The 14,030-nt window shown below is 39.8% G+C and carries 12 protein-coding genes; all 12 read left to right on the top strand.

Annotated elements, in window-relative coordinates:
• The first annotated feature begins 28 nt into the window (after nt 1–28).
• The 12 genes from murJ to WA1_RS29605 all read left to right on the top strand — a co-directional run bounded on the left by murJ (nt 29) and on the right by WA1_RS29605 (nt 13,903).
• Nucleotides 29–1,396 carry a murein biosynthesis integral membrane protein MurJ gene (murJ, locus tag WA1_RS29660; RefSeq protein WP_272819447.1) on the top strand — a complete coding sequence of 456 codons (1,368 nt, stop codon included), beginning with the start codon at nt 29–31 and terminating at the stop codon, nt 1,394–1,396.
• A 127-nt stretch (nt 1,397–1,523) separates the two neighbouring features.
• On the top strand, nt 1,524–2,999 hold the full coding sequence (locus WA1_RS29655; protein WP_201789127.1) for a DUF4832 domain-containing protein: 1,476 nt from the start codon (nt 1,524–1,526) through the stop codon (nt 2,997–2,999).
• A gap of 312 nt (nt 3,000–3,311) precedes the next feature.
• A complete protein-coding gene (locus WA1_RS29650; RefSeq protein WP_017740701.1) occupies nt 3,312–4,484 on the top strand; it encodes a glycosyltransferase family 4 protein in 1,173 nt (390 codons plus the stop codon).
• A 70-nt stretch (nt 4,485–4,554) separates the two neighbouring features.
• Nucleotides 4,555–5,646, top strand: a complete 1,092-nt coding sequence (locus tag WA1_RS29645) for a glycosyltransferase (protein ID WP_017740702.1) — start codon at nt 4,555–4,557, stop codon at nt 5,644–5,646.
• 63 nt (nt 5,647–5,709) lie between these two features.
• The gene (locus tag WA1_RS29640; protein WP_017740703.1) at nt 5,710–7,089 is read left to right on the top strand and encodes a hypothetical protein; all 1,380 of its coding nucleotides are present in this window, start codon (nt 5,710–5,712) and stop codon (nt 7,087–7,089) included.
• The gene (locus WA1_RS29635; RefSeq protein WP_272819254.1) at nt 7,079–8,290 is read left to right on the top strand and encodes a glycosyltransferase family 4 protein; all 1,212 of its coding nucleotides are present in this window, start codon (nt 7,079–7,081) and stop codon (nt 8,288–8,290) included. The genes WA1_RS29640 and WA1_RS29635 overlap by 11 nt, the downstream gene beginning before the upstream one ends.
• An 83-nt stretch (nt 8,291–8,373) precedes the next feature.
• Entirely contained in the window at nt 8,374–9,537 is a 1,164-nt protein-coding gene (locus WA1_RS29630) for a glycosyltransferase family 4 protein (RefSeq protein ID WP_017740705.1), read from the top strand.
• A 68-nt stretch (nt 9,538–9,605) separates the two neighbouring features.
• Entirely contained in the window at nt 9,606–10,070 is a 465-nt protein-coding gene (locus WA1_RS29625) for a VOC family protein (protein WP_017740706.1), read from the top strand.
• Nucleotides 10,070–11,797 (top strand): HAD-IIIC family phosphatase, encoded by a 1,728-nt coding sequence (locus tag WA1_RS29620; RefSeq protein WP_148662792.1) that lies wholly within the window; start codon nt 10,070–10,072, stop codon nt 11,795–11,797. Before WA1_RS29625 ends, WA1_RS29620 begins: the two co-directional genes overlap by 1 nt.
• A complete protein-coding gene (locus WA1_RS29615) occupies nt 11,784–12,017 on the top strand; it encodes an acyl carrier protein (protein WP_017740708.1) in 234 nt (77 codons plus the stop codon). The genes WA1_RS29620 and WA1_RS29615 overlap by 14 nt, the downstream gene beginning before the upstream one ends.
• Nucleotides 12,018–12,027: 10 nt before the next feature.
• Nucleotides 12,028–12,996, top strand: a complete 969-nt coding sequence (locus tag WA1_RS29610) for a GNAT family N-acetyltransferase (RefSeq protein ID WP_017740709.1) — start codon at nt 12,028–12,030, stop codon at nt 12,994–12,996.
• Nucleotides 12,986–13,903: a sugar transferase gene (locus WA1_RS29605; RefSeq protein WP_017740710.1), complete on the top strand. Its 918-nt coding sequence runs from the start codon at nt 12,986–12,988 to the stop codon at nt 13,901–13,903. The genes WA1_RS29610 and WA1_RS29605 overlap by 11 nt, the downstream gene beginning before the upstream one ends.
• Nucleotides 13,904–14,030 lie beyond the last annotated feature (127 nt).

The raw sequence follows: 14,030 nt of genomic DNA, 5'->3' as shown, positions 1-14,030 counted from the left end.
AGGAAGATCCTCTATGAAACATTGGAAAATGCAAAGATTGCTTGATGATTGGAAAAAGCTGACAAGCGGTTCTATCAATCGCAAAATTTTTGGTGCGGCTGTGATTGTTGGATTTTTAACGGCATTCGTCAAAGTGGCGTCTGTAGGTAAAGAATTGGTGATTGCTTGGAGGTTTGGTACAGGAGATGAGATAGATGCATTTTTAATTGCCTTGGTGATTCCCAGTTTTATCATTAACGTAGTAGCTGCCTCTTTTAACGCTGCCCTTATTCCTACCTATATTAAAGTAAGAGAGCAGGAAGGAAAAATAGCAGGTCAAAAATTGTTTTCTGGAGCAACAGTCTGGAGCTTAGGGTTGCTAATAATCACTACCATATTGGTAGTCAGCACTGCACCACTGTATTTGCCATTAATTGCATTAGGGTTTAGTTCCCAAAAGTTAGACCTGACTTTTCGTCTCCTATGTGCCCTCGCACCGATTGTCCTACTGAACGGAATGATCGTCATATGGGGTGCGGTTTTGAATGCAGGAGAACGTTTTGCACTTGCTGCTATATGCCCAATCATCAGTCCAGTTATAACTGTTATTTTGCTTGTTGGTTTTAAGTCATGGGGTATCTTTGCTTTAGCCGCATCACTGGTCTTCGGTGCAGTGGTGGAAATGGTTATTTTAGGAGTTGGTCTGCATCGACAAGGCATTTCATTGCTGCCAAAGTGGTATGGATTTGATGCTCATATGCGCTTGGTTGTTAACCAGTATGCCCCAATTGTTGCAGGATCGTTATTGATATGTAGTGCTGGTTCAATTGACCAAGTTATGGCAGCAATGTTGTCGCCTGGAAGCGTAGCAGCACTAAACTACGGTAACAAAGTGATAGCCTCTCCAATTAGCCTAATCACTACGGCATTAAGCACTGCTGTTATTCCTTATTTTTCAAAAATGCTTGCTTGTCAAGATTGGAAGGGGGTAAATCATACACTTAAGCAATACCTGCAACTCATATTTTTAACTACTGTGCCATTAACAGTGCTTCTATTCATATTTTCTGAAGTGATAGTTCAGGCGCTTTTTCAAAGAGGCTCGTTCACGGTTGAGAACACACAGTTAGTAGCTCAAATTCAAGCTTGTTACAGCTTACAATTACCTTTTTATGTCGCTAATATTTTAGTTGTTAGGTTAATTACATCAATGCAAAAAAATCATATTCTCGTGTGGATTTCTGCATTAAACACTCTCGTCAATATAACCTTAAATTATTTTTTTATAAAATGGATGGGAATAAAAGGAATAGCTTTATCTACGAGTTGTATTTATTTATGTTCTTTTTTAACAGTCCTGATATTTGCGCTTAAAACTATCAAAGAAAATCAGGTATTACAAAAAAAATCTATGTGAGTAGTTTTGACTTTTTTATTTCTTCCAAGAAATTCTTTAGAAAGGGTTTATATTGGTGAAATTAAGATTTTATGTTTAACTTTTAAAAAATATTTTAAAGCAGTACAATCAAGCAAAGGAGTTGGTGATGATAAAATCAAGAAACATACAAAAAAGCAGTAAAGACCGTTCAAAAAAATATTTAGTTTCAATGTTTATTATTGCAACTATGGTTTTCTCTTGTGCAGCAATAGCTTGTAAACCATCTACCAAAAAAGCCATAGTGTATCAAGGTAGCGATGAAATTTTTCCTAATCCTGAAAGAGGATTTATGGCTAAATCGAGTCCAGTGGGGAATGTTCCTGCTCCTCCCTTAAAGCTTTCTGATTTACAAAAGCTAAAAGAGCGAAATATAACGTTAGTCCGTCGTATTTATCTGATTGAAGAATTTAGGCATAAACCGATGTCGGAGTCTTTTTTGAACATGATATCAGAAGACTTTGCAACCGCTCGCAAAGCCGGGGTTAAACTGATTATCCGGTTCACTTACAATTGGCGGGGAGGTGGAGACGATGCTCCTAAGGAGAGAATACTCTCTCATCTTGAGCAATTGCGGCCAATTTTTAAAGCTAACTACAATGCAATTGCCTATATGGAGGCGGGTTTTATTGGCTATTGGGGAGAGTGGTCTAATATATCTACATACGGGTTGCGCGAAAACCCTGAGGCTAGACGAGAAATCTTGTTTAAAGCCCTATCCGTTTTGCCGCCTGAACGGATGGTTTCGCTACGATACGCACCTTATAAAAGGGATGCATTTAATAATGAGAACCCTCTCACCCCTAAAGAAGCTTTCAATGCATCTTTTCGTGCGAGAACTGGTGCTCATAACGATTGTTTTTTAGCCGATATTGATGATTGGGGTACGTATAACAGTATCGATCCGCAGGAAGTGGACAGACAAAAGAGCTTTTTAAATCTTGATAATCGATTTGTGGTTCAAGGTGGCGAAGTTTGCAATCCCAGCCCATATGACGATTGTCCCAATGCTTTACAAGAACTAGCACGAATGCGCTGGAGTGTATTAAACGCGGACGTATATGACGGAAGAGAAATATTACAAGATTGGGAAACTCAAGGCTGCATGGCAGACATTAAACGCCGTTTAGGCTACCGCTTTCGTCTTCTCAAGTCAGAAATTCCAGAGAAAGTCAAATCAGGCGATACTTTTTCTATGAAATTTGAAATTATCAATGATGGTTGGGCTAGCCCCTACAATCCACGCGCAGTCGAAATCGTTTTACGTAACAGTGAAACAGGAAATGAATATTATTTGCCTGTAAAAGAAGATCCACGGATGTGGATGCCTGATGAGACCAAGATAGTAGAGATTGTAAGCGGTATTCCCGAATCCGTACCTCTAGGAAAATATCAAGTTTTCTTAAACCTCGCCGATCCATCTCCCAAATTAAATAAACGCCCAGAGTATTCCATCAGGCTTGCTAATGAAGATGTTTGGGAAGAAACCACAGGTTATAACTCCTTGTTGACTAGCGTTGTAGTTGAGCAAAACTCAGGAAAAAGCGGGTATTCAGGAAATACTTTTTTTAGGCGTCGTAACTAAGGTACCTTAAGCTCATTTCTTGCAAAGTGCCTTAACTGGTGATAGACAGAGCAGTCGAAAAGCTCTTTTACACCCTAGAGCATCGGTTCAGTATTCAACAGGAGACGAAAAACCCGGTTTCTCGCTTAGGTGCAAAGCTTGATATCTCATTGGCTTAACTTCAAGAAACCGGGTTTTTGGGATTACTGTATCGATACTCTATTTTCAATGAAGTACTTTAACAGGAATTTACATAAATTTCTATAAAAGCATTTGTGTTAAGGAAAATTGTTGAGGAATGAAAAAAGTTAATCTACTTAAAGAACAAAGGATATGACAAAAGCAATGCGATTAACCTTGGTAATTTCATCTCTTGCAGGCGGTGGTGCTGAGCGTGCTGTGGTTTTGCTAGCTGAAGGTTTTTTAAAAAAAGGGCATCAAGTTTCAGTAGTTACGCTCTTTGGTGAACAAGCTGATTTCTACAAACTACCCAGCAATGTTCAAAGAGTAGCTTTGAACATTGCAAGTAACTCACCAACACTAATTCATGGTTTATGGAATAATGTTTATCGAATTTGGATATTGAGAAGGGCGATTTGCTCATTTCAGCCTGACCTAGTTATTTCTTTTCTAAATCGACCAAATATATTGACATTGCTTGCACTAATAAAGTCAGAATATCCAGTTATAGTTAGCGAGCAAAATAATCCCCATATGAGTTCAAGCGGAAGCTGGTGGGATAAGTTACGACGTATAACCTATCCGACATCTGCTAAAATAGTGAGCACAAGTAAAGGAGTTGATAATTGTTTTGATTGGTTGCCAAAAACGAAAAGAGCAGTTATCTATAATCCATTAGCCCATGTTCAAGGTGAAGCAAGTAAGACCAACTTGCCTAAAGATGCCGATCCAGAAAAGAAATGGGTGATTGCTATGGGTCGATTGACTTATCAAAAAGGTTTTGATATTTTATTATCCGCCTTCCAAAAAATTGCCCGACAACATTTAGATTGGCAACTTATAATATTAGGAGAAGGAGAAAATCGTTCCGATCTTGAGAAACTTAGAGAAACTTTAGGTTTAACTCATCAGGTCTTTCTACCAGGGCTGTTAAGCAATCCCTTTCCTGTATTAAGACAGTCCAAGCTTTTTGTGTTGTCTTCCCGTTTTGAAGGTTTTGGGAATGTTTTAATCGAAGCAATGGCATGTGGGTTACCAGTCATTTCTACCGATTGCCCTAGTGGACCAAGAGAAATTATCCGTGAAGGTGTAGATGGGATTTTAGTCCCAAATGAAGATGTATCATCATTAGCTACTGCAATGGATCGTTTGATGTCTAACGAGCAAGATCGGAAACGTTTAGCTGCCGAGGCTCCTTCTGGGGCGGAACGTTTTAAGCTAGAAAAGATAATAGGTATGTGGGAAGACTTATTTGATGAAGTTTTAAATAACAAAGCAAATAATAATAGAAGTCTCAAAAGAACGGCTGTAGCCAAATCCTATTAATTTCCCTGTTAATTCCAAATAGAATTGCACGCTCGCAATTCGTTTGTCTGTAATTCTACATGGTTAATTTATGAAACGCATTGCTTTCTTTATTCCTACTTTACATGGCGGTGGTGCAGAACGTGTCACACTGAATTTACTCAATGGTATGTTAGGTCTCAATGTGTCTTTAGACTTAGTCATAGCTAGTGCAGAAGGACCGTATTTGAATAACATACCCAAGCAAGTGCGTGTCGTGAACTTAGAGGTGGGACGAGTCATAAAAGCTTTACTGCCTTTGTCTCGTTATTTACAACAACACAAACCATGTGCGCTAGTGTCACATATGAGTCATGCAAACGTAGTAGCAGTGTTAGCTAAAAGACTTGCTCGCACAAAAACCAAATTGGTGTTGGTAGAACACAACACCTTATCAGTCGAGCAATCAAAATTATTCCGGGCTAGATTTGTACCGATGTTTATGAAATGGCTTTATCCGAATGCAGATGCTATTGTGGGAGTTTCTAAAGGTGTAGCCGAAGATTTACAAGTACAACTGGGTCTTGCAGCAGGAAAGGTTGGTGTCATCTACAATCCAGTTGTTGATAATGAGTTGCTGAAGAAAGCAAAAGCTCCTCTAGACCATCCCTGGTTTCAGGAAGGAGCGCCCCCCGTCTTTTTGGCTGTCGGACGGTTAACAGAACAAAAAGATTTCCCAACTTTAATTCAAGCTTTTGCACTACTTAGAAAACAAAGATTGGCTCGATTACTGATTTTAGGTGAAGGAGAATGCCGGACTGAACTAGAAAGAATGATTCATCTGTTGGGAATCGCTGATGATGTTTCCCTGCCTGGTTTTGTTGAAAACCCTTATGCGTATATGTTCAACGCTAGTGCATTTATACTTTCCTCTCGCTGGGAAGGTTTACCAACTGTATTAATTGAGGCTATGGCTTGTGGTTCTCCAGTAATTTCGACAGATTGCCCTAGCGGACCAAAAGAAATTTTAGAAGCCGGAAAATATGGGAATTTGGTATCGGTTGGGGATACAGCAGAACTGTCAAAAGCAATGTTAAAAGTGTTGGATGCTCCTGTGAATCGCGATTTTTCAGTAAAGCAGGCAATGAATTTTTCTGTTGAACAAGCAGCCTCGAAATATTTGGCGCTTGTAGGCTATACCTAAAAAATATTCTCAATTTTTCTTTTCACGAAGTAAGTAAAGTAAACTCTGTCAGAGGAGTTGTAAATGTTAGCTACAGCTTATTTAGGACTCATAGTTTTCATAATTTTTCTGGAATTTTTCCGAAAAAAAGCAAAAGCCATTGATTTTTTAAGCTTATTCAATATAATTTATATCCTCATGTATCCCTTACCAGCATTAATATTGGATGCTGATTCGAGGAGCTCAAGCTCTATATTGAATTTTCGTTCAACCCTTTACATAAGCAACATACAAACTGGATTAGCAATATTTATTGGATATTTTGTTGTCGTTATTGGTTTTTATTCATCTTCATCTCCAAAAAATGGAAAAAATATCTTCATTAAAAGTAAAGATAATAGTGTTATTTTATTAGCTTGTTTTTTACTTTTACTTTCAATTGTTTCAATTCATCTATATAGTTCACAGTATGGTGGATTTGTATATGCTTTGTCTAATGCAAATTTAATTCGACAACAAGCAGAGATAGTTGATACTGGTGGGGCATTAGTTTTTTTTAAACATTTCATGGGTTTATCACAATTAACATCTTATTTAGTCGCCAGTTTCCTATTTATTAAAAAAACTAAAACTCGAAGAGTTTTTTTATATTTTATCTTTATATTTTCAGTCGTTCTTTCAACAATTGCAGTTACTATGATAGGCTCTCGAGGAGGCTGGATAAGCTACTACATTGTATTTTATTTAGTTTATGTCCTTCAAACAGAAAAATTCTCTTGGGGTTTTGTCATTCCTTTTATCTGTTTTATATCCCTCTTTATTGTCTATGGCAAACCGTTATTTTTCAGCTTGACTGCACTCCCTGATGGTTTTGGAGCCATGGTGGAGAAATTTCAAGAATTTCTCAACAATTCTCCAGATGAAGGATTTAGTTTTGAAAAATTTATGAGTAGTTTTGTTTACCCCCTTCATTCCCTAGACGCAGCTTTTTATACGCATTATGAACCCCGATTATTTGTCGATTGGATATACGCTTTTGTGACTCTCTTGCCAGAACGCTTATTAAATGATATTGAAGTTCCAAAAACAATTTCTTATTATAATACTTATTACATCATAGGAACAAATGAATATGAAATACCAACTGGCTTTCTAGCATTTGGTGTCTATAGTATGTCTTGGTTTGGACTCATTGTTGTTTGTTTTGCATATGGATGGATTGGTCGCTATTTACAAAACATTTTACTGAATAATATTTTTGAAATACCTTGGGTACCTTTTCTTTATATAGTTATAGCAAAAATATGGCTAGATTATTTTACAGCAGGAGACCCCAGAATATTAATTTTCCCTAATTTAGGACTATTATTCTCAGTTACTCTCTTACTATCTTTAGCCAGTAAAATTACCATAGTTAAACCTCAAAATCAGAAAATAATAGGAAGGAAAAGCTGTGTACGCTGATATGAATTCAAGTAAAAAAGTTATATTGCATATCATTACTGGACTTTCAATTGGTGGTGCAGAAATGATGCTTTACAAGTTACTATCTAAAACCAACAGAATGCGATTTGAGCCAATTGTAGTTTCTTTGATGGATCGTGGTGCTTTAGGCGATCGCATCGCCGCCTTAGACATACCTGTTCACACGATTGATATGAAAACAGGAATACCTACACCAGCAGCATTATGGCGATTAGTTCATATAGTTCGTCAAATCAAACCCGATTTGATTCAAGGCTGGATGTATCACGGTATTTTAGCAGCACAGGTATCTGTTATTTTTTCCTCATATAAAATACCTGTTGTTTGGAATATTCATCATTCTATTTACTCACTGGCTTTAGAAAAAAAATTGTCAGCAGCTATTATTAGATTGTCGGCTTGGCTTTCTAAATTGCCTAGCAAGATTGTTTTTGTTTCTCAGATTAGTCAAAAACAGCATGAAGCATTAGGTTATCACCGTGAGAATAGCTGTGTGATTCCAAATGGCTCTGATCTTTCGGTATTTAAGCCATCATTTGAAGCTAGATTAAGCGTTCGAGAAGAGCTTAGTTTACCAGAAAAAACTTTTTTGATTGGATTGATTTGTCGTTATCATCCAATGAAAGACCATGCTAATTTTTTGCGTGCTGCTGCAATTTTGTTAAAAGACTATCCAGATACACACTTTCTTTTGGCTGGAACAGGAGTCGATAAAGAAAATCAGGAATTGCGTCAGTTAATTAAAGACCTCTCAATTTGTCATCAAACACATCTGCTAGGAGAGCGCATTGATATACCCCGCCTCAGTGCTGCTCTAGATATTGCTTCTTCTGCTTCTGCATATGGTGAAGCATTTCCTATGATCTTAGGGGAAGCGATGGCTTGTGGTGTACCTTGCGTGGTAACAGACGTGGGAGATTCAGGTTGGATTGTCAGTAATACTGGACGGGTTGTACCTCCAAAGAATCCAGAAGCCTTAGCTCGCGCCTGGAAAGAGTTAATCGAACTAGATTCGGAGGCTAGAGAAGCCATAAGTAAAGCAGCACGAGACAGAATCATTAAATCCTTTTCTTTAGAAACTGTTGTCACTGAATATGAGAATTTGTACGAAAATATCTTGACTAAACAAAATTTGAAAGAATTTCTTATACCTCAATACAGTTCAGTTAAGGATATTTAGGAAAAAAGAAACTAAGTTGCTGAAAAAATGCTGAGCATCTACCGTATTGTCCTATACATAAACAAACGGAAAAGATAATAACAATGAAAATCCTTCAGCTTTGTGCCATCGGAGCAACTGCCAAAATACTTTTGCTACCTCAAATCAATTACTTTTTGTCTCAAAATTTATCAGTAGAAATCGCTTGCTCCCTAGACTCAGATGTTGAAGAATTACAAAAACAAGGATATATAGTCCACCCAATTCAAATTGACCGTCGGATTTCTCCCATATCAAACTTGAAGAGTATTTATCAACTGATGAAGTTAATGCGACAGCATCAGTATGACTTGGTTCATGTACACACACCAATCGCTGCTGTGTTGGGTCGTGTTGCTGCAAAACTAGCTGGAATCAAACGCATTGTCTATACTAGCCACGGTTTTCCCTTCCACGATCTATCTCCTCCCAGTCAATACCTTTTTTACTTCACAGTTGAAAAAATTTGTGCTAACTTCACTGACCTCATTCTCAGTCAAAATTATGAAGATACTGCCACCGCTCAGAAATTTGGTCTTTGTCAACCAGAGAAAATCTGTTACCTTGGCAATGGTATAGATATTCATCGCTTCAATCGCGATCGCCTTGATTCAACTCACCAAAAGGAATTACGCAAATCCTTAGGTATCCCAGAAACTGCTGACTTGGTAATTGGCACAATTGGGCGTTTAACTCGGAAGAAAGGGAGTGGATATCTGATTGAAGCAACAGCGAAGCTACTCCCTCAGTTTCCTAATTTGCACGTTGTGATAATTGGCGGTCAACTGAACACTGACCCTGAACCTTTCCAGAAAGAACTTATGGAAAGAATTCACACTCAAGGGTTAGAGAATCGTGTTACCCTCACGGGCGATCGCCAAGATATTCCAGAGATTTTAGGTCTTTTAGACATCTTTACGCTGCCTACTTATTTTAATGAAGGATTACCGCGCTCTATCTTGGAAGCAATGTCAATGAGTTTACCAATTGTCGCCACAGATGTTCGAGGATGTCGAGAAGCCGTCGTGCATGGAAGAACAGGCTTAATTGTGCCACCTAAAAATAGTGAAAAGTTAGCTGAGGCTTTGGGAACATTACTAGCTAAACCTGAATTGCGACAAGCTTATGGCAAAGCAAGCCGCGAGCGCGTGGAAGCTGAATATGATGAAGAAATGGTATTTCAACGGCTGATGAAATTTTATCAAGAGTTAGGAATTTTATTGCCATAAATTTTCTAAAAAATGTTGACAAACATGAATGGGGTTTAACTTTGGTGATATGGAGTGCTGATAGATTTATGACTGAAAATTTGTATGCTGAGGCTCTTGGGAAAGAACAAGTTAATGTACGGGGCAAAACTCTCGCCCTGCATCACATAGGTATAGTTGTTCAAAGCATTAGTACTGGTTGGAACTTATACTCAGGAATGGGTTTTGAGGCTGCAACCCCTATCTACCACGACCCCATTCAAAAAGTTCGGGTTCAGTTTATCAATTCCGGGTCAAATGTCTTAATTGAACTTGTGGAACCTGCGGAACCAGATAGTCCAGTTTCCAATTTTCTCAAGAAGCGCGGTCCGGGGTTTCATCACCTTTGCTACCTGGTTGATGACATTAACGCTAGCTGTGAGTATGTGCGAGAACAAGGAGGAATTATTACTTGTACTCCAGTTCCAGCCGTTGCCTTCCAAGGTAAGCATATCGCTTTTGTTTACTGGCATGGCACTATTATCGAATTTTTGGAACAAGGAGGAAATAATTAGTGAGCGTTACAATGCGTTCCTTGCGTCTAGCTATTCTTTGTTCATTTAACTTGGAACTGATAGCACGTAAATTGGAAGCTACACTAAATCAGCGTGGCTTCGATATCAAACTTTACTTTAGTGGCTACGGTCAGTGGGAAGCTAACGCACTCAATCCATCTTCTGAACTCTACCAATTTGCCCCCGATATTGTTGTACTGTTCGCCGAGTTTTCCGATCTGATGCCCTCTGATTCGATTCTTCTTTTAGAAGAAGCTGAAAAAGTCGGCGAGAGGGCTTGGCAAAGAGTTGAAACGGTTGTGAGTCACTTACTTCACAACTTGCCCCCACAAAGTATTGTCCTATGTCATAATACAATTGTTGCCCCTGTAACTCCTTTGGGTTTATTGGAAGGGAACGCCGGATATTCTCTCAATATTGCCGCAGAAACATTCAATCGCAAGCTGCGCGATCGCTGCAAGACAGAATCACGGTTGCTTCTATTCGACTACGCGAGATTAGTTGCAAAGCACGGTTGGCAGACTTGGTCCGATCGCCGCCTTTGGCATCTTGGCCGCATTCGACTCGCAAGGACAGGGTCAAATCTCCTTGCCAATGAATATACTCGTTATATTGCTGCACTCATTACACCACGGCGTAAATGTTTAGTCTTAGACCTAGACAACACATTGTGGGGAGGTGTGATTGGTGAAGATGGACTGTTAGGAATTCAACTGGGACACGAAGGGATAGGGCTAGCCTATCGTGAGTTTCAGATGGCAGCGCTAGCACTTTCACAACGTGGAGTCATTCTGGCAGTTTGCAGTAAGAATAATCCCGACGACGCTATGGCAGTCTTGCGGGAACACCCAGATACAATATTGCATCCAGAGCATTTTGCCTGTATGGAGATTAACTGGGAACCAAAACCAGAAAATCTGCGCCGCATTGCTAAAAAACTAAACATCGGTCTGGACAGCTTAGTTTTTTGGGATGACAGTCCTGTAGAACGTGAAATAGTGAGCCATCAACTGCCAGAAGTACTGGTGGTAGATGTACCAGATGACCCTTCAGACTATGTTACACAGCTTTTAGAACTAGAATGCTTCGATACCCTATCACTCACAGATGAGGATCTTCGGCGCGGTGAAATGTACCGCCAACAAGTACAAAGAGAAATTTATTTGGAACAAAACCAATCTGCTTCCCTAGAGGAATTTTATTCTTCCCTAGAAATAGTTGTTACTATTCGCGAAGCTAGTGACTTTGCTCTTCCCCGAATTGCTCAATTAAGCCAACGTACAAACCAATTTAATTTCACAACTCGCCGCTATAGCGAAAATGAAGTGCAAGCCCTAGCGATCGCTACCAACTATCGGCTTTATAGCTTGCAACTTCAAGACAAATTCGGGGATTTAGGAATTGTGGGAGCAGCCATTATTCGTGAGGAATTGGGCTATTGGGAATTAGAAAATTTTCTCATGAGTTGTCGCGCCTTAGGTAGAAGCGTTGAAGATGCTTTTTTTGCCTATTTAGTAAGTAAAGCAGAAAATAACGGAGCAAGGTTAACTGGATGCTTTCGACCGACTCAGAAAAACGCTCCTACGCGTGGGTTTTTGTCGAAATATGGTCTGGAACCTCCGCAAGATTGGCAGGGTGAATCTTGGGAATTTAAGGTGCCGATTTCATTACTACAACAACCATCTTGGATCAAAATTATTGAGGCAGAAGCTAATGTACGACTCTAAATTAAGACAAGCGATCGCAGAAGCACTAGAAATAGCTCCTGAAGCGATCGCCTCTGACGCTAGCAGTGACACTATCGAAGCATGGGATTCTCTCAAGCACCTCGAAGTCGTTCTTAATATTGAACGTAGTTACAATGTTAAATTCAAAACCTCTGAAATAGCTGAGTTAGTATCGGTGGCGCGGCTAGAAGATGCGTTACGCCAGCACAATGCATTGTGAGGATTAGATGATGGAAAAGCCAACAGTTCGTCCTTTTCGTCCTGGGGACGAGTTAGGAATTTTCGCACTCTATCATGCTGTCTTCAATGTAGATATTTCTTACCAAGACTGGCAATGGGTTTATCAACAGATGCCTGAAGAACCAGCAATTATCGTGGTTGCTGAGAACAATGAGGGGATTGTGGGACACTATGCCGTACAACCGCGCCCCTTCTGGTTACATGGGATACCCTGCTTGGCTGGTCTGGCGATTGGGACAATGGTACACCCATCCGCTAGGAATTTGACAACGCTGGTAGAAATGGCTCACCTTGCTTACGATATCTGTCGCCAGCGCGGTTTGTTGTTTCTCTACGCCTTTTCTAACGATGTGGCTTGGAAAGTTCGACAGGTGGTTCTGGGATGGCAAGCTTTACCGCAACTGACAGAATGGGAAGGCCCATTGCTTTTGCCAGATAGCCAAACAGACACCAAAGTCCAGATTTGGACAGATTTTCCCTTGGAGTTTGTACCTAGTTTATCACTGCCAAATAACGAAGAAAACCAAAAAGGAATTGGTGGCAGAAGAACACCAGATTGGCTACACTGGCGCTTCTTTCAGAATCCTGATACCAAATACAAGTTGCTGGTAGTTGGTTCCTTGAATAAGATGCAAGGTTATGCTGTCCTCAAAGAATATGTGCGATCGGGCGTCCGCTATGGTCATATTGTGGACTGGCAAGTACCTATTGCTCAAGCATCAACAACAAAACACTTATTGGCATCTGCTTTAAAGGAGTTTGCTCAATCGCAAGTTGAACGAGTCTCTTGCTGGGCGCTTCCTTTGTCATCGCTGTTTAACCTGCTTCCAGATGCTGGCTTATCACCCACAGGTCGAAAAACAAACTTTGGCTATTTCAATCTCTCTTTACAAAATGACGCCATCCTAGCCTCTGACAACAATTGGAATATTCAAATGGGAGATTCAGATGTCTACTAATCTTTGGACAGTACAAAAGTGGAAAGAAGTTGAGCAAGCTTATATAAGCGATCGCAAAGGGATTCGAGTTCATTTAGCCTTTAAACGCTCATTTGATATACTGCTTTCAGGCATATTGTGTCTTATCTTATTACCTGTTGTTACTCTCATTGCCTTAGCAGTTCGGCTAACTTCTCCAGGTCCAATTTTTTATTCTCAAGAACGTATGGGAAGGCTAGGTCAGCCTTTTAAGATCTACAAATTCCGTTCAATGATTGATGGTGCGGCTCGTCAAGGCGCAGGTCTAGCTACATTTAAGGGTGACCCCCGTGTCACACCTATTGGTCAGTTTTTGCGCGAATATCATCTTGATGAATTACCGCAAATTTTCAATGTTTTACGTGGTGACATGAGCTTAGTCGGTCCCAGACCCGTTCTCATGCCAGCGCTCCCTACTTACACAGACTGGGAAAAACAACGCCTATTAATGCCCCCAGGAATCACCGGATGGCAACAAGTTAACGGTGGTGCTCTTAATGACATCGACGAACGAATAAAGCTAGACGTTTGGTATGTACAGAACTGGACTTGGTGGTTGGATTTAGTGATTCTTCTAAGAACCATTCCAGTCGTGCTATTAAAAGAAGGTGTTTATGGAGAAGATGGCTGGCAAATAGGTCGAGGAGACCCATTTCAACTTACTTTAGATATTAATCCTGAAGAATACTTGCTGGAAAAAACCGAAAACGCCATCACTAGAGAAGAACTAGAAAGCTTGGAAGCTTGTCTTAAAGAGGCTGCAAGAATTTTACATCGCCACACCCCTGCTGGCACACTCACAAGCTTGGAAGATATGGAAAAAACTCTCAAAAAGCAAATTTTAGAACAGGTGAACCCAAACCTCACCCTTCTTTTATCGAAACAATAAGGTCAATGGGTAATGGGCAATGGGCAATAAATTATTTCTTACTATGTCTTATGCCCCATTTTCAAGTCAACTAATCACGAGACAATCCCATAACCTTGCTATTAACAAAGAAGTATTCCCTACTCCC

This window comes from Scytonema hofmannii PCC 7110, from assembly GCF_000346485.2.
Classification (GTDB): domain Bacteria; phylum Cyanobacteriota; class Cyanobacteriia; order Cyanobacteriales; family Nostocaceae; genus Scytonema; species Scytonema hofmannii.
Note: the sequence above shows the minus strand (reverse complement) of the source record. Positions and strands in the feature narration are given on the sequence as shown.

What these genes read in the sequence shown, in the direction of transcription:
- WA1_RS29645 (WP_017740702.1), top strand. Translation starts at nt 4,555, where the DNA reads ATGAAACGCATTGCTTTCTTTATTCCTACTTTACATGGCGGTGGTGCA.
- WA1_RS29615 (WP_017740708.1), top strand. Translation starts at nt 11,784, where the DNA reads ATGTACGACTCTAAATTAAGACAAGCGATCGCAGAAGCACTAGAAATA.
- WA1_RS29655 (WP_201789127.1), top strand. Translation starts at nt 1,524, where the DNA reads ATGATAAAATCAAGAAACATACAAAAAAGCAGTAAAGACCGTTCAAAA.
- WA1_RS29650 (WP_017740701.1), top strand. Translation starts at nt 3,312, where the DNA reads ATGACAAAAGCAATGCGATTAACCTTGGTAATTTCATCTCTTGCAGGC.
- WA1_RS29610 (WP_017740709.1), top strand. Translation starts at nt 12,028, where the DNA reads ATGGAAAAGCCAACAGTTCGTCCTTTTCGTCCTGGGGACGAGTTAGGA.
- murJ (WP_272819447.1), top strand. Translation starts at nt 29, where the DNA reads ATGCAAAGATTGCTTGATGATTGGAAAAAGCTGACAAGCGGTTCTATC.
- WA1_RS29625 (WP_017740706.1), top strand. Translation starts at nt 9,606, where the DNA reads ATGACTGAAAATTTGTATGCTGAGGCTCTTGGGAAAGAACAAGTTAAT.
- WA1_RS29640 (WP_017740703.1), top strand. Translation starts at nt 5,710, where the DNA reads ATGTTAGCTACAGCTTATTTAGGACTCATAGTTTTCATAATTTTTCTG.
- WA1_RS29630 (WP_017740705.1), top strand. Translation starts at nt 8,374, where the DNA reads ATGAAAATCCTTCAGCTTTGTGCCATCGGAGCAACTGCCAAAATACTT.
- WA1_RS29605 (WP_017740710.1), top strand. Translation starts at nt 12,986, where the DNA reads ATGTCTACTAATCTTTGGACAGTACAAAAGTGGAAAGAAGTTGAGCAA.